At 66.9% G+C, this 19,082-nt stretch carries 17 protein-coding genes; 10 read left to right on the top strand and 7 right to left on the bottom strand.

Annotation, left to right across the window (positions count from 1 at the left end; all coding sequences use genetic code 11):
* Nucleotides 1-99 precede the first annotated feature (99 nt).
* From ACTJI2_RS08770 to putA, 3 genes are all read right to left on the bottom strand, one after another.
* Entirely contained in the window at nt 100-1,302 is a 1,203-nt protein-coding gene (locus tag ACTJI2_RS08770) for a diguanylate cyclase (protein WP_440841832.1), read from the bottom strand.
* 84 nt (nt 1,303-1,386) lie between these two features.
* Entirely contained in the window at nt 1,387-2,535 is a 1,149-nt protein-coding gene (locus ACTJI2_RS08765) for a diguanylate cyclase (protein WP_440841831.1), read from the bottom strand.
* Nucleotides 2,536-2,651: 116 nt separating this feature from the next.
* The gene (gene putA / locus ACTJI2_RS08760; protein WP_440841830.1) at nt 2,652-5,870 is read right to left on the bottom strand and encodes a bifunctional proline dehydrogenase/L-glutamate gamma-semialdehyde dehydrogenase PutA; all 3,219 of its coding nucleotides are present in this window, start codon (nt 5,868-5,870) and stop codon (nt 2,652-2,654) included.
* Nucleotides 5,871-6,093: 223 nt separating this feature from the next.
* On the opposite strand from putA, the gene ACTJI2_RS08755 reads away from it, so the two are divergent.
* The 6 genes from ACTJI2_RS08755 to ACTJI2_RS08730 are packed head-to-tail and all read left to right on the top strand — an operon-like array spanning nt 6,094 to nt 10,829.
* Complete coding sequence (locus tag ACTJI2_RS08755; RefSeq protein ID WP_141454512.1) at nt 6,094-6,573, top strand: DUF2244 domain-containing protein; 480 nt, start codon at nt 6,094-6,096, stop codon at nt 6,571-6,573.
* A gap of 19 nt (nt 6,574-6,592) precedes the next feature.
* Nucleotides 6,593-7,546 carry a cytochrome c oxidase subunit II gene (gene coxB, locus ACTJI2_RS08750; protein ID WP_440841829.1) on the top strand — a complete coding sequence of 318 codons (954 nt, stop codon included), beginning with the start codon at nt 6,593-6,595 and terminating at the stop codon, nt 7,544-7,546.
* A gap of 31 nt (nt 7,547-7,577) precedes the next feature.
* Complete coding sequence (gene ctaD / locus ACTJI2_RS08745) at nt 7,578-9,191, top strand: cytochrome c oxidase subunit I (protein ID WP_183640395.1); 1,614 nt, start codon at nt 7,578-7,580, stop codon at nt 9,189-9,191.
* Between the two features lie 24 nt (nt 9,192-9,215).
* Entirely contained in the window at nt 9,216-9,350 is a 135-nt protein-coding gene (locus ACTJI2_RS08740; RefSeq protein WP_255431422.1) for a hypothetical protein, read from the top strand.
* Entirely contained in the window at nt 9,347-9,922 is a 576-nt protein-coding gene (locus tag ACTJI2_RS08735; protein WP_141454509.1) for a cytochrome c oxidase assembly protein, read from the top strand. The genes ACTJI2_RS08740 and ACTJI2_RS08735 overlap by 4 nt, the downstream gene beginning before the upstream one ends.
* Before the next feature lie 28 nt (nt 9,923-9,950).
* The gene (locus ACTJI2_RS08730; protein WP_183640398.1) at nt 9,951-10,829 is read left to right on the top strand and encodes a cytochrome c oxidase subunit 3; all 879 of its coding nucleotides are present in this window, start codon (nt 9,951-9,953) and stop codon (nt 10,827-10,829) included.
* 168 nt (nt 10,830-10,997) lie between these two features.
* Here ACTJI2_RS08730 and ACTJI2_RS08725 read toward each other — a convergent pair whose 3' ends face one another.
* Entirely contained in the window at nt 10,998-11,216 is a 219-nt protein-coding gene (locus tag ACTJI2_RS08725; protein WP_183640400.1) for a twin transmembrane helix small protein, read from the bottom strand.
* A 77-nt stretch (nt 11,217-11,293) separates the two neighbouring features.
* Here ACTJI2_RS08725 and ACTJI2_RS08720 point away from each other — a divergent pair, with 77 nt between their 5' ends.
* The 4 genes from ACTJI2_RS08720 to cyoE are packed head-to-tail and all read left to right on the top strand — an operon-like array spanning nt 11,294 to nt 14,643.
* Nucleotides 11,294-12,010, top strand: a complete 717-nt coding sequence (locus ACTJI2_RS08720; protein WP_440841882.1) for an SURF1 family protein — start codon at nt 11,294-11,296, stop codon at nt 12,008-12,010.
* Between the two features lie 26 nt (nt 12,011-12,036).
* Complete coding sequence (locus ACTJI2_RS08715) at nt 12,037-12,606, top strand: hypothetical protein (protein WP_440841828.1); 570 nt, start codon at nt 12,037-12,039, stop codon at nt 12,604-12,606.
* Nucleotides 12,607-12,619: 13 nt separating this feature from the next.
* Nucleotides 12,620-13,765, top strand: a complete 1,146-nt coding sequence (locus ACTJI2_RS08710; protein WP_203322281.1) for a COX15/CtaA family protein — start codon at nt 12,620-12,622, stop codon at nt 13,763-13,765.
* Complete coding sequence (gene cyoE / locus ACTJI2_RS08705) at nt 13,762-14,643, top strand: heme o synthase (protein ID WP_183640409.1); 882 nt, start codon at nt 13,762-13,764, stop codon at nt 14,641-14,643. The genes ACTJI2_RS08710 and cyoE overlap by 4 nt, the downstream gene beginning before the upstream one ends.
* Before the next feature lie 77 nt (nt 14,644-14,720).
* Here the strand turns inward: cyoE and ACTJI2_RS08700 are convergent, their stop codons facing one another.
* The 3 genes from ACTJI2_RS08700 to dnaG all read right to left on the bottom strand — a co-directional run bounded on the left by ACTJI2_RS08700 (nt 14,721) and on the right by dnaG (nt 19,080).
* On the bottom strand, nt 14,721-16,712 hold the full coding sequence (locus ACTJI2_RS08700) for an alpha/beta fold hydrolase (RefSeq protein ID WP_440841827.1): 1,992 nt from the start codon (nt 16,710-16,712) through the stop codon (nt 14,721-14,723).
* A 122-nt stretch (nt 16,713-16,834) separates the two neighbouring features.
* Nucleotides 16,835-17,341: a fused DSP-PTPase phosphatase/NAD kinase-like protein gene (locus ACTJI2_RS08695; protein WP_440841826.1), complete on the bottom strand. Its 507-nt coding sequence runs from the start codon at nt 17,339-17,341 to the stop codon at nt 16,835-16,837.
* A gap of 14 nt (nt 17,342-17,355) precedes the next feature.
* Entirely contained in the window at nt 17,356-19,080 is a 1,725-nt protein-coding gene (gene dnaG / locus ACTJI2_RS08690) for a DNA primase (protein ID WP_183640417.1), read from the bottom strand.
* Nucleotides 19,081-19,082: the final 2 nt, after the last annotated feature.

Here is a 19,082-nt window from a genome sequence, read left to right as displayed (position 1 = left end):
TCGAATCCCGGCATTGCCGACGCGACACCGGAAAACCCCGCTTCGGCGGGGTTTTTCTTTTCCGTGATCGCGCCATTGAATGCGGGCGTGTTGCCCGAGCTAGAGAACAGGCGCGGGATGCATCCGCAGTTCGACGCGATTGCGTCCATTGCGCTTGGCCGCGTAGAGGGCCTCGTCCGCCAGCCGCACCAGATCGTTGAATCCGGTATGGCGATAGCGGGTGTGGGCGATGCCCAGGCTGACGGTGACCCGGAAAGCGGGCGCGGGGAATTCCAGCGACATCACCTGCATGCGGATGCGTTCGGCCAGCCGATGCGCGACTTCCGGCGAGGTCTCGCGCAGCACCAGCATGAATTCCTCCCCGCCCAGCCGCACGAACAGATCGTTGCTGCGGATGCATCCGCGCACCACGTCTGAAAACCGCTGCAGAACCTGATCGCCGGTTTCGTGGCCGTGGTGATCGTTGACCGCCTTGAAGTGATCCAGGTCCAGCGCGATCACCGCGAGGCCGCCTTCCAGGGTGACGAAGCGGGCGCTGGAACGCAGTTCGCTGTCCAGGCCCCGGCGGTTCAATGCGCCAGTGAGTGGATCCAGCAGCGCGCTCTGGCGCAGCGCTTCTGCGGCGCGGAAGCTGGCCAGCATCAGCATGCAGAAATTGAGCATGAACCAGATCGACAGATCCGCGTTCACCCATGACGGATTCGGGCCATAACGCCCGGTCAGCGCATGTGCGAGATCGCGGCCATAGAGGTACAGGAGCGCCACGCACGCGGTCATCATCAGCCGGGCGGGCACATGGTCCGGGCCGGCCCGCAACAGGCGCAGCTGCCAGATCACCACCGCCAGCGCGAACACCTCCACCGCGCTCATCGCCGCGCCTTGTGCGTCCTGGATATCCCCATGGCCGTAGAGCAGCCAGCCGCCCAGCGGCAACGCCAGGGCCAGCGGCATGAGCGCGCGTTCACCGGGAAGGAGCGCGCGCTGGTGCACGAACTGGATCACCGACCACGCCAGGCCGATCAGGCCGGCACAGGCCAGCAGCCCACCCAGCCCGGCGATGGCATGCGCCAGATCCTGCGCGCCGGAACGCGAAGCCACCTGCGAGGTGCCGTCGAGCAGGGCCGCGCCCAGCGAGTAGACGAAATGGGCCACGCCCCAGGCGGTGATGCCGCGCACGCCGCGCGATACCCGCGACACGTAGAAGAAAAGTCCCAGCAGCACTGCCGCCAGCGCGCAGTCGCTAATCAGCAGATGGTAGAAATCGGTGGTCATCAAGCCGGTCTTGCCTTTGGCGCGGTGCAACGTCCTGTTCCCCGTACCAACGCAGAACGCGGCCAATTCCGGCTATCGGCGGGAAGGCGGCGCGGCGGAGCGCCACGGCCGCATTCAGGGTTGCATCTCGACCCGGTTGCGGCCCTTGCGCTTGGCCGCGTACAACGCGTCGTCCGCGCGTCGCATCAGCTCCACGAACGGCTCTCCGTCGCTTCCCCCGAAAGCGATGCCCAGGCTGATCGTCACCCGGAACGGGCGCCCCTCGGGAGGACTGAACTCCAGCCGCATCATCTGGTTGCGCAGGCGCTCGGACAGGTGCCGCGCGGTTTCGCGATCGGTTCCCGGCATGACCACCGCGAATTCCTCGCCGCCCATGCGGGCGAACAGTTGATCGCTGCGCAGGCCGCTGCGCACGGTTTCGCTGAAGCGTTGCAGGACCCGATCACCGGTGTCGTGGCCATGGCGATCATTGATCGCCTTGAAATGATCCAGATCGATGGCGATGACGCTGAGTCCGGGCTGGTCGCGATCCGGCCAACTGCTGAGTTCGCCGTGCAGGCCGCGCCGGTTCAGCGCACCGGTCAGCGGATCGAACATGGCGCTGAGCTTGAGCGATTCGGCGGCGCGGAAGCTGCATAGCATCAGCATGCAGAAATTGAGCATGAACCAGATCGACAGGTCCACGCTGACCCAGATCTCGTCGAAACCGAAATGGCTGAGCGACCACCCGGGCACCACGCTGCCGTACAGCACCGCCAGCAGTCCACACCCCAGCATCATCATCCGCGCCGGCAGCCGGTAGGGATCCTCGCGCAGGACATGCAGGTGCCAGATCATCCACAACAGGACCAGCAATTCCACGCAATTGAGGACGACGCTCTGCGCCTCCCAGCCACCGCCCAGGCCCCAGACCAGCAGCGGCGGCGCGACGGCCATGGGCACGACCGCGATTTCCAGCCGGTGCAGTGCGCGCCGCCGGGCGAACTGCACGACCGCCCAGCCCAGCGCCGCCATCCCGCCGCAAAGGACGGCCGAACCCAGATGGGTGGACAACGCGGCTGCGGTTGCCAGGCCGGCGTCGGCGAAAGTGGCCGTGCCGGCGTCGAACAGGGTCGCCCCGATCGTGTAGACCACGTGCGCGGCGCCCCAGGTGAACACGCCCTGGATGTTGCGCGACACCCGCGCCACGTACCAGAACAGGACGAACAGCACGACCGCCAGCAGGCAGTCGCTCAATAGCGTCAGCAAAACCGCCCAACTCATGCGCCTGCCAGCCCGTGGATCCCCATGGGCATGTTATCGGCACTACGTCACAAAACAACAGGGTCGCGCGAGGCGGCCCTGAGGGGGAACGACGGCCTGGCGGCCTCCGCCGGAACTCAGTCGCCCAGGGTCAGCAGCGAGGCATTGCCGCCGGCGGCCGTGGTGTTGACGGTCACGGTCTTTTCGGTGGCGAAGCGCGGCAGGTAGTGCGGACCGCCGGCCTTGGGGCCGGTGCCGGACAGGCCCTGGCCGCCGAACGGCTGCACGCCCACCACCGCGCCGATCTGGTTGCGGTTGACGTAGACGTTGCCGACCTTGACCCGCGCGGCGATGCGATCGACCGTCTCGTCGATGCGCGAGTGCACGCCCAGGGTCAGGCCGAAACCGGTGGCGTTGATGGCGTCGATCACCTGGTCGAGCTGATCGGCCTTCCAGCGCACCACGTGCAGGGCGGGTCCGAAGATCTCGCGATGCAGCTGGTCCAGCGACTTCAGCTCCCACGCACGTGGCGCGAAGAAGGTGCCGTGGGCGGCGTCCTCGCCCAGGTTGGCCTGCTTGATCAGGCGGGCTTCGGTGGCCATGCGCGCGGCGTGGTCCTCCAGGATCTTCAGCGCGTCGGCGTCGATCACCGGGCCGACGTCGGTGGACAGCAAGCCGGGATCCCCGACCTTCAGTTCCTCCATCGCGCCGGCCAGCATGGTCATCACCTTGTCGGCGATGTCGTCCTGCACGAACAGCACGCGCGCGGCCGAGCAGCGCTGGCCGGCGGAGGTGAAGGCCGAACCGATGGCGTCCTTGACCAGCTGTTCCGGCAGCGCCGAGGAGTCGGCGATGAACGCGTTCTGGCCGCCGGTCTCGGCGATCAGCACGCCGATGGCGGCATCGCGCGCGGCCAGCGAGCGGTTGATCGCGCGAGCGGTCTCGGTGGAACCGGTGAAAGCCACGCCGGCCACGCGCGGATCCTTGGTGAGCGCGGCGCCGACGGTGGCGCCGTCGCCGGGCAGGAACTGCAGCACGCTTTCCGGGATGCCGGCTTCGTGCAGCAGTTTCACCGCCGCGTGGCCGATCAGGTTGGTCTGTTCGGCGGGCTTGGCGATGACACTGTTGCCGGCGGCGAGCGCGGCACTGACCTGGCCAAGGAAAATCGCCAGCGGGAAGTTCCACGGACTGATGCAGACGAACACGCCACGGCCGTGCAGCTGCAGCTCGTTGGATTCGCCGGTCGGGCCGGGCAGGCGTTCGGCGGCGCCGAACTGCGCGCGCGCCTGGGCGCCGTAGTAGCGCAGGAAATCCACCGCCTCGCGCACTTCGGCAACGCTGTCGGGCAGGGTCTTGCCGGCTTCCTTCACGCACAGCGCGATGTACTCGGGCATGCGCTGTTCCAGCAGGTCGGCGGCGTGCTCCAGGATCGCGGCACGGCTGGCGGCCGGGGTGCGATCCCAGGCCGGCTGCGCGGCCACGGCGTTCTGCAGCGCTTTTTCCACCGCCGCGCCGTCGGCCGGTTGCCATTCACCCACGGTCTGGCGGCGATCGGCCGGGTTGGTCACCGGCAGCGCCGCGCCCGCGACCACCGCGCCCGGCACCAGCGGCGCCGCGCGCCACGGCTTGACCGCGGCATTGACGCGCTCGGCCAGCACGCGCAGGTCGTTGTCGTTGGCGAGGTTGGCGCCCATGGAGTTGTTCCTGTCAGAAGTCGGGATGGGGGCTGCCTGGTTGCGGAAGAGATCGCGCGGCAGCGGGATGCGGGGATGCGGGATGGAATCGAACGCGGACACGGTTTCCACCGGGTCGCGGATCAGGTCCTCGATGGCCACGTTCTCGTCGGTGATGCGGTTGACGAAGCTGGAATTGGCGCCGTTCTCCAGCAGGCGGCGGACCAGGTACGGCAGCAGATCCTCGTGCGAGCCCACCGGCGCGTAGACGCGGCAGGGCACACCCAGGCGATCGGCGGGAATCACTTCCGCGTACAGGTCGTCGCCCATGCCATGCAGCTTCTGGTGCTCGTACGGGCGGCCCCGGGCAATCGAGCGGATTGCGGCGATGGTCTGCGCGTTGTGGGTGGCGAACATCGGATACAGCGCGTCGCCGTGCTCGAACATGCGTCGCGCGTTGGCCAGGTAGGACACGTCGGTGTTCGGCTTGCGGGTGAACACCGGATAGCCCGGATGGCCGTCGATCTGCGCGCGCTTGACCTCGGCGTCCCAGTAGGCGCCCTTGACCAGCCGCACCGGCATGCGCCGGCCGACCCGGCGGGCCAGATCGGCGAGGAAGTCGATCACGTAGGGCGTGCGCTTCTGGTACGCCTGCACGGCCAGGCCGTAGCCTTCCCAGCCGTCCAGCGAGTGGTCGGAGAAGGTGGCCTCGATCAGATCCAGCGACAGTTCCAGCCGGTCGGCTTCCTCGGCGTCGATGGTGAAGCCGATGCCGTACGACTTGGCCAGCTGCGCCAGTTCCAGGATGCCCGGCGCCAGTTCCTTCATCACCCGCGCGCGCTTGGCGTGCTCGTAGCGCGGATGCAGGGCCGAGAGCTTGATGGAGATACTGGGAGCGGCGAAGACGTCGGGGAAGGGGCCCGTCTTGCCGATTGAATGGATGGCCTTCCGATAGGCCTCCAGATAGCGCGCGGCATCCTTCGAGGTCAGCGCGCCCTCGCCCAGCATGTCGAACGAATAGCGGTAGTTGGCGTTGTCGCCCTTGCGCGAACGGCCCAGCGCTTCCTCGATGGTCCGGCCCATCACGAACTGGTGGCCCATGATGCGCATGGCCTGGCGCACCGCCAGCCGGATGACCGGCTCGCCGACGCGGCCGATCAGGCGCTTGAAGGCGCCGGGCACGTCGTGGCGGGTCAGATCGTTGAGATTGACCAGCCGGCCGGTCAGCATCAGGCCCCAGGTGGAGGCGTTGACCAGCACCGAATCGCTCTGGCCCAGGTGCTTTTCCCAGTCGGCGTCGCCCAGTTTGTCGCGGATCAGCTTGTCGGCGGTTTCCTGGTCCGGAATGCGCAGCAGCGCCTCGGCCACGCACATCAGCAGTACGCCTTCCTCGCTGCCCAGGTCGTACTGGCGCATGAAGGCCTCGATGGCGCCCTGATCCTGGGCGCGGGCGCGGACCCGCGCGACCAGATCGGCGGCCAGCGCCTGCGCGCGGGCCTGCTCGTCGGCCGGCAGCCGGGCCTGGGCGAGCAGTTCGCGCACGTGTTCGGCTTCGTCGCGCAGCCAGGCCGCGGTGATGGCGGCCCGCAGGGCCGACGGCGGGGCGGGGAGTTCGGGGGAAACGATGCCGGCGGTCGCCGGCGGCGGGGCCGCCTCGGTGCCGGACTGGGGCTGGGAGCTCATGAACGTGATCGGAAGCGGGCGATGGAGCCCGATAGTGTAGTGAGCCGGACCACCGTTCGCGAATGGATGGAACCGGATGGCGCGGGTTTCACGCCATCCGGGGCCGCCGGAAACGGCGCGCGCGGGGTCCGGCCGATTGACCGAGATCATTGCAACTTGCCGCAACAGGGGGGTGAGGCTAACATTTAGGGGTTTTCCGCGGCCTCGTTGCGCGGTTGGCAGCATGATCGAAGTGCTTCCGTCATTGCCGGGTATCCACGGCGCGCGGCTCCGGCTGCGACCGCCCCGGGCTTTGACGGCCCGCCAGTTCGTGGCCTTGTTCGCCGCGCTGGCCGGGGCGATGTGGCTGGTGGCCCTGCTGGGCTGGCTGGCCGGCAACGCCTTCGCACCGGCCTTCGCCCTGCTGCACAGCGCATTCGTGGGCGCGGCGTTGCGTTGGCTATGGCGCAGCGGCGAGCGGGGTGAGGACATCACCATCGGTCCGGAGGTCGTGGAAGTCAGCCGCACCCCCGAGGCCGGACCGGTGTTCCGGGCGCATCCTTATTGGGTGCGGCTCCGTATCGAGGCGGATGGCGAAAGGATTTCGCTGGCTTCCAGTGGTCGCCGGGTCGAGGTGGGCAATTTCCTCGGTCCGGGCGAGCGCCGGCAGCTGGCGGACAAGTTGCAGGATTTACTGGCGGCCGCGAGCGGTCGCAACCGATGACGCATTTGGGGTCTAGGCAATGACGCAAGTGAATGGGTATTGGAAGCGTTTGATGACGGCCTGCGCGCTGCTGGCTTCGCCGGCGCTGGCGTGGGCGCAGTCGGCGGACCCGAAGCCGTGGCAGCTGAACATGGGCAAGGGCGTCACCGCCTCGTCCCAGCATGCCTACGACGCGCACATGGTGGCGCTGATCGTGTGCATCGTGATCGGCATCATCGTGTTCGGCGCGATGGGCTACGCGATGTTCAAGTTCCGCAAGTCCAAGGGTGCGGTGGCCGCGCAGTTCAGCCACAACACCACCGCGGAAATCATCTGGACCGTCATCCCGGTGCTGATTCTGGTGGTCATGGCCTGGCCGGCGACCGCCAAGCTGATCGCCATGTACGACACCCGCGACTCCGAGATGACCGTCAAGGTCACCGGTTACCAGTGGATGTGGAAGTACGAATACCTGGGCGAGGACGTGTCCTTCACCAGCCGCCTGGACCGCGAGTCCGACCGCATCCGCCAGAGCGGCGAGAAGCCGGACCTGGCCAAGAACCCGCACTACCTGCTGGACGTGGACAACGAGCTCGTCCTGCCGGTCAACACCAAGATCCGCTTCGTGATCACCGCCGACGACGTCATCCACGCCTGGTGGGTGCCGGCGCTGGGCTGGAAGCAGGACGCTATCCCGGGCATCGTCAATGAGGCCTGGACCGACATCAAGGAACCGGGCGTGTACCGCGGCCAGTGCGCCGAGCTGTGCGGCAAGGACCACGGCTTCATGCCGATTGTCGTGCGCGCGGTGCCGAAGGAAGAATTCCAGAAGTGGCTGGCAGAGAGGAAGCCGGCCCCGGCGCCCGCTCCGGCGGCCCCGGCTGCTCCCGCCACGCCGGCGGAAGCCGTGCCCGCCGATGGCCAGGCCGTTCCGGCCCCGGCCACCGACGCCGCCCCCACCAGCGAGCCGGCCGCGCCCCAGGCGCAGGCTTAATCGTCCGCTTCAGCTGCAAGAGATCACGAACATGGCCCACACCGCCGTCGATCACCACGACGATCACCACGGTCACCAGCAGAGCTTCATCGAGCGTTGGTTCTTTTCGACCAACCACAAAGACATCGGTACGCTCTACCTGATTTTCAGCTTCATCATGTTCATCATCGGCGCGGGCATGTCGGTGATCATCCGTGCCGAGCTGATGACCCCGGGCCTGCAGTTCGTCAAGCCCGAGTTCTTCAACCAGATGACCACTGTGCACGCGCTGGTCATGATCTTCGGTGGCGTGATGCCGGCCTTCGTCGGCCTCGCCAACTGGATGATTCCGCTGCAGATCGGCGCGCCGGACATGGCGCTGCCGCGCATGAACAACTGGTCCTTCTGGATCATGCCGTTCGCCTTCACCCTGCTGCTGATGACCCTGTTTCTGCCGGGCGGCGCGCCGGCCGGTGGCTGGACCCTGTATCCGCCGCTGTCGCTGCAGGGCGGCGCCAACGTGGCCTTCAGCATCTTCGCCATCCACATGATGGGCGTGAGCTCGATCATGGGCGCGATCAACATCATCGCGACCGTGCTGAACATGCGCGCCCCGGGCATCGACCTGCTGAAGATGCCGATCTTCTGCTGGACCTGGCTGATCACCGCGTTCCTGCTGATCGCCGTGATGCCGGTGCTGGCGGGTGCGGTCACCATGCTGCTGACCGACAAGTTCTTCGGCACCAGCTTCTTCAACGCCGCCGGCGGCGGCGACCCGGTGATGTACCAGCACATCTTCTGGTTCTTCGGCCACCCCGAGGTCTACATCATGATCCTGCCGGCGTTCGGCGTGGTGTCGGAAATCATCCCGACCTTCAGCCGCAAGCCGCTGTTCGGCTACCAGGCCATGGTGTACGCGACCGCTTCGATCGCGTTCCTGTCGTTCATCGTGTGGGCGCACCACATGTTCACGGTGGGCATGCCGCTGGGCGGCGAGATCTACTTCATGTTCGCCACCATGCTGATCGCCATCCCGACCGGCGTGAAGGTGTTCAACTGGGTCAGCACGATGTGGAAGGGTTCGCTGAGCTTCGAAACCCCGATGCTGTGGGCGGTGGGCTTCGTCATCCTGTTCACCATCGGTGGCTTCTCCGGCCTGATGCTGGCCATCGTGCCGGCGGACTTCCAGTACCACGACACCTACTTCGTGGTCGCGCACTTCCACTACGTGCTGGTGACCGGCGCGCTGTTCTCCATCATCGCCGCCACCTATTACTGGTGGCCGAAGTGGACCGGCCGCATGTACAACGAGACCGCCGGCAAGTTCCATTTCTGGTGGACGGTGATCTTCGTCAACCTGCTGTTCTTCCCGCAGCACTTCCTGGGCCTGGCCGGCATGCCGCGCCGCATTCCGGACTACAACCCGGTGTTCGCGGACTGGAACCTGGTCAGCTCGATCGGCGCGTTCGGCATGTTCCTGACGCCCTTCATGATGGCCTTCATCCTGTGGAGCTCGCTGCGCAACGGTGCCAAGGCCGATGCGCGCGCCTGGGAAAACGCCCGTGGCCTGGAGTGGACCGTGCCGTCGCCGGCGCCGCACCACACCTTCAGCACCCCGCCGGTCATCAAGGATGGCGACCTGGCGCACGGCGACGTGACCCACTGAGCCGGGTGACGGGTGGCTGAGTCCATGAACGCTCCGATGCTCTCGCCGGAAGAAACCGCGCGCCGCCGCAAGGCGGTGCTGCGCACGGCGTGGATCGTGGGCGGGCTGGCCTTCGCCATCTTCGTGCTGTTCATCCTGCGCGCGGTGCTGAGCGCATGAGCGGCAAGGCGTCCAATTCGGCGGGCCTGCTCAAGCTGGTGGGCGTGGCGCTGGGCGTGTTCGTGCTGACGTTCTCGCTGGTGCCGCTGTACCGGATTGCCTGCGAGAAGGTGTTCGGCGTGCGTCTGGAAAAGGGACCGGGCCAGGCCCAGGTCGCCGAGGTCAAGGCCAAGCGCGTCGTCACCGTGCAGTTCGACGGTGGCGTGAACTCCAAGCTGCCGTGGGCGTTCCATCCCGAGCAGTTGACCATGCAGGTGGTGCCGGGCGAGCTGTACGAGGCCAAGTACTTCGCGCGCAACGACGGCCAGCGGCCGATCGTGGGCAGCGCGGTGCCGTCGGTGGCCCCGGCGCGCGCCTCGGGCTACTTCACCAAGACCGAATGCTTCTGCTTCACCGCCCAGACCCTGCAGGCCGGTGAAGTGCGCGACATGCCGGTGCGCTTCATCGTCGATCCCAACCTGCCGGCCGACGTGAAGACCATCACCCTGTCGTATACCTTCTACAAGAACGATGCCATGACCGCGCAACTGGGCGCGGGCAACGCGTCCAATTCGCCGCACGCGGCACCCTGATCGAGCCTTAGGAACCGGAAGACACGCCATGGCACAAGCTCATTCGCCAGACGCCAACATCTACTTCGTGCCACACAGCAGCAAGTGGCCGTTCGTGGGCTCCATCTCCATGTTCGTCACCATGGTCGGCGTGGCCAGCTGGCTCAACGACGCCGCCTGGGGCAAGTGGACTTTCTTCGCCGGCGTGTTCCTGCTCTGCGCGACCCTGTTCATGTGGTTCGGCGACGTGATCCGCGAGTCGGTCAGCGGCAACTACAACAAGCAGGTGGACGTGTCCTTCCGCATGGGCATGGTCTGGTTCATCTTCTCCGAAGTGATGTTCTTCGCCGCGTTCTTCGGCGCGCTGTTCTACGCCCGCCAATTCGCGCTGCCGTGGCTGGGCGGCGAAGGCGACGGCGTGATGACCAACGCGCTGCTGTGGGATGGCTTCTCCTCGGCCTGGCCGAGCGCCGGTCCGGGCCAGGTCGGTGGCCAGTTCCAGACCATCCCGGCCTGGGGCCTGCCGCTGCTCAACACCCTGATCCTGCTGACCTCGGGCGTGACCATCACCATCGCCCACCACGCGCTGAAGGCGGGCCACCGCAAGCAGTTGCTGGTGTTCCTGGGCCTGACCGTCCTGCTGGGTTGCGTGTTCCTGTTCTTCCAGGCGGAGGAGTACATCCACGCCTACAAGGAGCTGAACCTGACCCTGGGTTCGGGCATCTACGGTTCGACCTTCTTCATGCTGACCGGCTTCCACGGCGCGCACGTGACGCTGGGAACGATCATGCTGGCGATCATCTGGCTGCGCTGCGCGCGCGGCCACTTCACCAAGGACGACCACTTCGGCTTCGAAGCCGTGGCCTGGTACTGGCACTTCGTCGACGTGGTGTGGCTGGGCCTGTTCCTGTTCGTGTACGTGCTGTAACGGGAATAGGGAATCGAGAATCGGGAGTCGAAACGGCAAAAGCCGCGTGCTCCAGGTTGGAGACCGATTCAAAAACAAAGGCGACGGCATTGCCGTCGCCTTTGTCGTTCGGGAGGGGCATGTGCCGGGATCACGCCATTCCCGATTCCCCATTCACCATTCCCGTCTTCACGCTCCCACCCCATGCGGCTTGATCCATCCCATGTAGATGGCGAGGATGACCAGCAGGATGAGGGCCACGGACAAGCCGATGCGGCGGGTCAGGGCGTTGACGGTGCGTTTGCTCTGGCCCTTGTCCACCAGCAGGTAATACAGCCCGGCGCCGAGGTTCCAGATGATGAGGATCAGGAACGCGATGATCAGCAGGGTTTTCAACGAATCATTCATGGGTGCCTCGAAGGGCGTGCAGCGGGCATGAACACATTATTGCAGCCGATGGGAAATCGCGCGTGAGCCGCCGGCGGATGCCGCTGGCGGTCGGCTGGGCGCTGGCCCTGGCCGTGATCGCGCTGTTCTGCGGCCTGGGCACCTGGCAGCTGGGACGCGCCAAGCAGAAGGAGGCCATGCTGGCGGCCTCGCAGAAGATCCTGAGCGAGCGCCGGGCGGTCCCGCTGGCCGACGCCGCGCGGCCGGGATCGCGTGGCGACTACGCCTGGGCCTCCGGCCATGGCCGGTTCCTGCCGGGGCCGGCGGTGCTGCTGGACAACCAGAACCGCGAGGGGCGCGCGGGCATCCGCGCCTACCGGGTGTTCCAGCCCGAAGGCGCGCCGCCGCTGCTGGTGGAGCTGGGCTGGTTGCCTCTGCCCGGCGATCGGCGCCTGCCGGCGATTCCGTTGCCCGAGGGCGCGTACACCCTGAGCGGCCTGCTCGCGCCTCCGCCCGCCGAGGGATTGGTCAAGGCGGTCAGCGCGACCCAGTCCAGCGGGGACCGGTTGATCACTGGACTGGACATGGCCGCACTGGCGCGTGACCTGGAACTGCCGGCGCTCGCGCCGCGCGTGTTCCGGCCCGATCCCGCGCTGCCGCTGGGCTACGCGCGCGATCTCGACATCCTGCCCAACACGCTGCCGCCCGAACGCCACCTCGGCTATGCGGTGCAGTGGTTCGGGCTGGCGCTGGCGGTGCTGATCACCGCGCTGGTGGTGAGTCGTCGTGGCCGCCGCCGACAGCAGGAGCGCTGAGCCGCCGTGCATGAGAAAATAGCCGGATGACTTCGATGCCCCCCGATGCCGGCCGCGCCCGCGGACGCTGGATGCTGATCGCGCTGTTCGCCCTGTTCTTCGGCACCGTGTTCGGTGCCGGCGTCCTGCGCTTCGCCGGCTGGCAGCCCGCTGGCCACAAGAACAACGGCGAAATGTTGCAACCGCCGTCCGACGCCCGCCAGATCGTGCCCCGCCTGGTTGATGGCCGGCCCTACGCCTGGCAGCCGGGCGAACGGATCTGGCGCATCGTGGTGGCGCCGCCAGCCGATTGCGCCGCCGACTGCCTGAAGCTGGCGCAGGACCTGGACAAGGTCTGGCGTCTGTTCGGGCACAACGCCGACAAGGTGGAGATTCTCTGGATCGGCCCGCTGCCAGCGGGAGCGCCGGCGACCGAAGCACGCCGCCAGCTGCAGGCTTCGCCGGAACTGCTGGCGGCATTGCCGCGCCTGCAGGATCCCAAGGGCGTACCCGTCTATGTCATCGATCCCCATGGTTTCGTGATCCTGCGCTATCCGCCCGGCTTCGACGCCGGCGGCCTGTACAAGGACGTCGCGAAGCTGCTGAAACTGATTTGAGGGTGCGCCCGAGATGAATGCCGTCGCCCGGCCCGTGCTGTATCGCCATTTCCATCGTATCGCCTGGCTCGCCGTCGGCCTGGCGCTGTGCGTGATCATCTTCGGCGCCTTCGTCCGCCTGTCCAACGCGGGCCTGAGCTGCCCGGACTGGCCGACCTGCTATGGCCGCGCCACCTGGCCGCAGAGCACGCATGAAGTCGTGGACCACGCCGCCAGCGCGATCCGTCCGTTCGAGACGCACAAGGCCTGGCGCGAGCAGGTGCACCGCCACATCGCCGCGACCCTGGGCATGCTGGTGCTGATCCTGTCGCTGCTGGCCGCGCGCCGGCGTCGCTTCGGCATCGCCACCATCCTGCTGGCCTCGGCGTTCGTCGCCACCGCGATCCCGCTGTACATGCATGGCGAACATGTCGCCGCATCGGTGCTGGCGATCATCGGCGAGGCGATCCTGCTGTTCGCCGCGCTGCGCTGGTCCAACCTGGATCTGGCGCGGGTCAGCGCGCTGACCCTGGCGGTGATCATCTTCCAGGCGCTGCTGGGCATGTGGACGGTGACCTGGCTGCTCAAGCCAATCGTGGTGATGGGGCATCTGCTCGGTGGCCTGACCACGTTCGCGCTGCTGGTATGGATGGCCTGGCGCGCCACCGATCAGCCCATCAAGCTGGCCGATGCGGTGTCGCTGCGCCGCTGGGTGATCGGCGGGCTGGTGCTGCTGGGCATCCAGATCGCGCTGGGTGGCTGGGTCAGCGCCAACTACGCCGCGGTCGCCTGCGGCCTGGATTTCCCCAAGTGCGTGGGACGCTGGTGGCCACCGGCCGACTTCAGTCAAGGCTTCGTCCTGTGGCGCGGCATCGGCGTGGATTACGAAGGCGGCGTGCTGGACGGCGCGTCACGCATCGCCATCCAGATGACCCACCGGATCATGGCGGTCATCGTCGCGCTGTATGTGCTGGGCCTGGGCGTGCGGTTGTTCCGCACGCCGGGCATGCGCGGCTGGGCCACCCTGCTGGTGCTGCTGATCATTGCCCAGTTCACCCTCGGCATCCTCAACGTGAAGTTGAACCTGCCGCTGCATGTCGCGGTCGCGCACAACGCCGGCGCGGTGCTGCTGCTGTTCACCCTGGTCTCGCTGATCGCGCGCCTGCGCAAGCCCGAATGAGCATCGCATTGCGCCAGTACTGGGACCTGACCAAGCCGCGCGTGGTCGCGCTGATCGTGTTCACCGCGATCGTCGGCATGTTCCTGGCCATCGATGGGTTGCCGGACCTGGATCAGCTGCGCCGCGGCGCGCTGGGCTTCCTCGGCATCTGGCTGGCCGCCTCCAGCGCGGCGGCGATCAACCAGCTGCTCGACACCCGCATCGACGCCAAGATGGCGCGCACGTCCTGGCGTCCGCTGGTGGTGGGACAGGTCAAGCCCTGGCAGGCGCTGGTGTTCGCGCTGTGCCTGGCGGCGCTGTCGATGGCGATCCTGGTGCTGTGGGTCAACGTCATCACCGCGATCCTGACCTTCGCCTCGCTGATCGGCTACGCGGTGGTCTACACCGTGTTCCTGAAGCGGGCGACGCCGCAGAACATCGTCATCGGCGGCATCGCCGGCGCCGCGCCACCGCTGCTGGGCTGGGCGACCATGACCGGCATGCGCGGCGAGTGGGACTGGGCGCACGCGCTGCTGCTGGTGCTGATCATCTTCGTGTGGACGCCGCCGCATTTCTGGGCGCTGGCCATCTTCCGCCGCGAGGACTACGCGCGCGCGCTGGTGCCGATGCTGCCGGTCACCCACGGCGTCACCTACACGCGCTGGCAAATCCTGTTCTATACGGTGCTGCTGGTGGAGGTGACCGTGTTGCCGGTGGTGTTCGGCATGAGCGGCCTGTTCTACCTGGGCGGCGCGCTGGTGCTGGGGCTGGTGTTCCTGTGGTACGCCTGGCGCCTGCTGGATCCGCCGGACGAGTTCTTCGCAATGCGGATGTTCAACTACTCCATCGTCTATCTGATGGCGCTGTTCGCCTTCCTGCTGGTGGATCACTGGCTGTAGTCGCGGGATGAACCCACCGCAATGAAGAAAGGCCCGCGCGAGCGGGCCTTTCCGTTTTCCGGACGCGTGGCGGTGCGTCACTCCAGCAGGTGACGCTGCCAGAACAACATGGAAGCTGCGATGTAGTAATCGCTGTTGGACTTTTTCTGGAAGCCGTGGCCTTCGTCGGAGAATTCCAGGTACCAGACCGGCTGGCCGTTGCCGCGCACCGCCTTCACGATCTGCTCGGCCTCGGTGTAGGGCACGCGTGGATCGTTGCGTCCCTGGGCGACGAACAGCGGCGAGGTGATGCGGTTGGCGTGATTGAGCGGAGAGATCTTCTCGAAGTGCTCGGCCATCGCCGGATCGCGTTCGTCACCGTACTCGGCCCGGCGCAGATCGCGGCGGTAGCTTTCCGTGTTCTTCAGGAACGTGCCGAAGTGGGAAATGCCGACCACGTCGATGCCGGCGCGGATGCGATCGCTGTAGTGCATCAGCGAGGCCAGCACCATGTAGCCGCCATAGCTGCCGCCGTAGACGCCCACGCGCTTGGCATCCAGTTCCGGCTGCTGGTCAATCCAGTCCAGCAGCGCGCCGATGTCCTTGACCGAGTCCTCGCGCTTGAAACCGTTGTCCAGTTGCACGTAGGTCTTGCCGTAGCCGGTGGAACCACGCACGTTGGGCACCAGAACGGCGATGCCCATCTCGTTGACCAGGTACTGGATGATGGCATTGAAGGCCGGCAGCGACTGTCCTTCCGGACCACCGTGGATGTCGATCAGCACCGGATGGCGACCATTCTTCGCCGGCTTGGCCGGCTTGTAGTAGAACGCCGGGATGGTGCGCGGCTTGCCGTCCACCTGATCGAAGGTCGGATAGCGCACCAGCGTGGGCGCGACGAAGCCGCCGGCATCCAGTCCGCCGACTTCGCTCCGTGTCCAGCGGGCCAGCTTCGCCGCCGCCAGATCGATCACGTAGACATCGCTGGGCGAGGTGGCGGTGTTGAGGGTCAACGCCAGTTTGCCGCCGTCGGGCGAGAAGCCCATGCGGCCGACGATGCCGATGGGCAGTTCCGGCAATGCGACCGGCTGGAACGACGGCCAGGCAAACACATGCAGGCGATCGATGCCGTCCTCGTTGCTCACGTAGGCGACATGGCGACCGTCGTCGGAAACATCCAGCTGATCCACGTCCCAGGGAATGTCCGCGCTGACCACCTTGAATTCGCCGGTGGCGGGATTGTGGTAGCGCAGGGTGCTGAACTCCTGCGGCTTGCCGTCGAGGTTCTCGTCGGAGACGTAGAACACCCCGCGGCCGTCGCCCGCGTAGCGGAATCCGCCGGACGCCGCCTTGCCACCCTCGATCGGGAAAAGGGTGAGCTTGCCGCTGGTCAGGTCCACCTTGCCCGGATGCGTTTCATTGACCGATACATATTGGTTGACCAGCAGCGTCTTGCCATCCGGCGAGAAATCCATCGCGCTCCACTGGCCGCCTTCGGTGACCACCGTGCGCGCCTTGTGGGTGGCGAGATCCATCACCCAGACGTCGGTGTCCTTGCCGTTGCGGGCGGTGCTGCTCCAGGCGAGTTGTTTGCCGTCATGCGAGAACAACGGTCCCTGGTTGCGCGCCTTGCCGTCGGTGAGCAGAGTGGTTTCGCGGGTCGCCAGGTCGAACCAGTGCAACTGCCAGAACTCGTTGCCGCCTACGTCCTTGCCGAACACGAAGCCATCCCGAGCGGACTTCGCCGGTGCGGTGCCGACGCTGTTGATGGGTTCGCGGTAGAAGGTCAGCTGCTCGCGCATGCCCATCGGCTGGCAGACGCGATGGGCCTGGTTCGTCTCGGCGAAACGGGTGGTGATCAGCACGCAGCCTTCGCGGGTCCAGCCGGCGAAGCCGGCGCCACGCGTGTTCTGGTAGCGGTTGAGGCGCTCGGTCAGTTCGGCGGGAATCGCCGGCACGTATTCGGTGATGCGATTGCCGATTTGTTCGCGTGCCTGCGCCTGGGAGGGCGTCGCGGTGCTCTGGGCCAGTGCCGGAAGCGTGAGCGCAGACAGCAGCAACGGCAGGTATCTGCCGGGATGACGGGTCATGCGAAGGTTCTCCCCGGGATGAAAGAGCCCGAGGTTAACCACGTTCCGTCATTCCCGGCCAGTGTCGGAGGTTGGCCGCGATGCGGGAACGACCGGAGCGCGTCCGGTCGCCCCGTGAATGCTTACGGTGCCTGCAGCTTCTGCTCGACGACCGGCGCGAGTGATTTCAGGCCAGCCTGGCGCCCCAGTTCGAGCGCCTTCTCGTTGCTGGCGCCTTCTTCCTGTTTGGCCATCAGCGCCAGCAAGGCACCGACCCGGTTGCCGGACGCGCAGTGCAACAGCACGTTGTCGCCACCTTCCTGCAGCAGTTTCTTCAGTGCCGCGGCGTTGGCGGCGGTGAGGTCGTCGGCGCCGGCGATGGGCAGGCGCTCGTAGCGCATGCCGTTCTGTTCGGCGGCCGCGGCTTCGTCGAAACCGCGATCCTCGCCCGGGGCGCGCAGATCGATGACGGTGCGCACGCCCTGCCTGGAGAAATCGGCGAGCTGATCGGCGGTGGGCTGGCCGCCGGTATGCAGACCGGGGCGCGGTTGGGTGAAATCACCGGCCTGGACCTGCAGGGCGAACAGCAGCACGGCGCTTCCCAGCAGGTGACGGAACGATGCAACGGTGCGGCGGGATCCACGGTTCATGGGAATCTCCTCGTTCAGCGGGCCACGCGCGCCTGCAGCAGGGCGCGCAATTCGTATTTGTCGGCTTCGTCCAGGCCGATGTTGCGCTGTTTCACCTGAAGTTCGTCGATACGCTGCTGCAACAGCTGTCTTTCCATCTGGTGCGCGGCGTCCAGCAGTTCGGCCTGCCAGATGTTCTCGTCGCCGGGCAGTTCCTGCATCGCCAGTTTCTGCAACGCGGGCAGTTCCTCGCGCTCGGCGAAATGTTCCAGCAGCACGCCGGTGGTGATGTCCGGGCGCGCGTGCACGATGTCCAGCAATTCCAGCAGCAGTTCGACACCGGGCAGGCGCAGGCCGGCGAACGCATGCGGCGGTTGCAGCGCCAGCGCCAGCGACGGCTTGTGCAGCAGGCACACGATCGCGCTGCGCACCAGGCTGGGCTTGTTGTTGGCGGAGCGATGCGCGGGAGCGCGCGAAGCGGGCCGGGCGGGAGGGGGCGCGGACGCGGCGCCGACACCGGTGATCTCGCCCAACCGCTGCCGCATCAGATCGCCGAAGGCGCCGTCCGGAATCTGCGCGAGCAGCGGACGCGCGCGCTCGGCCAGGCGCGCCTTGCCGTCCAGGGTGGACAGGCGGATGTCCTTGCCCAGTTCCTGGAAGAAGAACTCCGACAGCGGCATTGCCTGCTGCAAGCGTGCGTCGAACGCGGCGGCGCCTTCCTGGCGCACGATGGTGTCCGGATCCTCGCCGTCGGGCAGGAACAGGAAGAACGCCTGGCGGCCATCCTTCATGCGCGGCAGCACGGATTCCAGCGCGCGCCAGGCGGCGCGCTGGCCGGCGGCGTCGCCGTCGAAACAGAAGTACACGTCCGGCGCGTTGCGGAACAGCAGTTCGGCGTGGTCGGGCGTGGTCGCGGTGCCGAGCGTGGCGACTGCTTGCTTGACTCCGAACTGGAACAGCGAGACCACGTCCATGTAGCCCTCGACCACGATCAGCCGCGCGATCTTCTGGTTGGCCTGGCGCACCTGCCACAGGCCGTACAGTTCGCGGCCCTTGTGGAACAGCGCGGTCTCCGGCGAATTGAGGTACTTCGGGCCGTCGTCCTTCTGCAGCACGCGGCCGCCGAAGGCGATCACCCGTCCGCGGCGGTCGTAGATCGGGAACATCACCCGATCCCGGAACTTGTCGTAGGTGTGGCCGCGATCGTTCTTGGAGAACAGGCCGGCGCGATCCAGCAGCTTCATCCGCCGCTCGTCGGTGCCGAGCGCGTCCTTCAGCGCGGAGAAACCATCCGGCGCGTAACCGATGGCGAACTGCGCCCGGGTGGCCGCGTCCACGCCGCGTCCGTCCAGGTAGGCGCGCGCCTTGTCGCTGCCTTCCAGCTGGCGCTGGAAGAAGCGCGCGGCCGCTTCCAGCGCGCCGAACAGATCGCGGGTGTCGTTGTCCTGGTTGCGCTGCTGGGTCTCGCGCGGAACCTCCATGCCGTTGCGCCGGGCCAGTTCCTCGACCGCGTCGAGGAACTCCAGGCGGTCGTAGTTCATCAGGAACGACAGCGCGGTGCCGTGCGCGCCGCAGCCGAAGCAGTGATAGAACTGCTTGGTCGGCGAAACCGTGAACGAGGGCGAGCGCTCGTCGTGGAACGGGCAGCAGGCCGAGTACTCCTTGCCCTGCCGCTTCAGCGGCACGCGCGTGCTGATCACCTCGACGATATCCGTCCGGGCGAGCAGTTCGTCGATGAAGGCGTCGGGGATGCGGGCCATGG

This window comes from Pseudoxanthomonas sp. 22568 (assembly GCF_052044485.1).
In the GTDB taxonomy this organism is placed as follows: Bacteria; Pseudomonadota; Gammaproteobacteria; order Xanthomonadales; family Xanthomonadaceae; genus Pseudoxanthomonas_A; species Pseudoxanthomonas_A beigongshangi.
Note: the sequence above shows the minus strand (reverse complement) of the source record. Positions and strands in the feature narration are given on the sequence as shown.

Bases quoted from the DNA above. Each gene is read 5' to 3' on its own strand.
- ACTJI2_RS08765 (WP_440841831.1), bottom strand. From the start codon at position 2,535: ATGAGTTGGGCGGTTTTGCTGACGCTATTGAGCGACTGCCTGCTGGCG.
- ACTJI2_RS08730 (WP_183640398.1), top strand. From the start codon at position 9,951: ATGGCACAAGCTCATTCGCCAGACGCCAACATCTACTTCGTGCCACAC.
- ACTJI2_RS08695 (WP_440841826.1), bottom strand. From the start codon at position 17,341: ATGAACCGTGGATCCCGCCGCACCGTTGCATCGTTCCGTCACCTGCTG.
- cyoE (WP_183640409.1), top strand. From the start codon at position 13,762: ATGAGCATCGCATTGCGCCAGTACTGGGACCTGACCAAGCCGCGCGTG.
- ACTJI2_RS08720 (WP_440841882.1), top strand. From the start codon at position 11,294: ATGCCGCTGGCGGTCGGCTGGGCGCTGGCCCTGGCCGTGATCGCGCTG.
- dnaG (WP_183640417.1), bottom strand. From the start codon at position 19,080: ATGGCCCGCATCCCCGACGCCTTCATCGACGAACTGCTCGCCCGGACG.
- putA (WP_440841830.1), bottom strand. From the start codon at position 5,870: ATGAGCTCCCAGCCCCAGTCCGGCACCGAGGCGGCCCCGCCGCCGGCG.
- ACTJI2_RS08735 (WP_141454509.1), top strand. From the start codon at position 9,347: ATGAGCGGCAAGGCGTCCAATTCGGCGGGCCTGCTCAAGCTGGTGGGC.
- coxB (WP_440841829.1), top strand. From the start codon at position 6,593: ATGACGCAAGTGAATGGGTATTGGAAGCGTTTGATGACGGCCTGCGCG.
- ctaD (WP_183640395.1), top strand. From the start codon at position 7,578: ATGGCCCACACCGCCGTCGATCACCACGACGATCACCACGGTCACCAG.
- ACTJI2_RS08700 (WP_440841827.1), bottom strand. From the start codon at position 16,712: ATGACCCGTCATCCCGGCAGATACCTGCCGTTGCTGCTGTCTGCGCTC.
- ACTJI2_RS08715 (WP_440841828.1), top strand. From the start codon at position 12,037: ATGACTTCGATGCCCCCCGATGCCGGCCGCGCCCGCGGACGCTGGATG.
- ACTJI2_RS08755 (WP_141454512.1), top strand. From the start codon at position 6,094: ATGATCGAAGTGCTTCCGTCATTGCCGGGTATCCACGGCGCGCGGCTC.
- ACTJI2_RS08725 (WP_183640400.1), bottom strand. From the start codon at position 11,216: ATGAATGATTCGTTGAAAACCCTGCTGATCATCGCGTTCCTGATCCTC.
- ACTJI2_RS08740 (WP_255431422.1), top strand. From the start codon at position 9,216: ATGAACGCTCCGATGCTCTCGCCGGAAGAAACCGCGCGCCGCCGCAAG.
- ACTJI2_RS08710 (WP_203322281.1), top strand. From the start codon at position 12,620: ATGAATGCCGTCGCCCGGCCCGTGCTGTATCGCCATTTCCATCGTATC.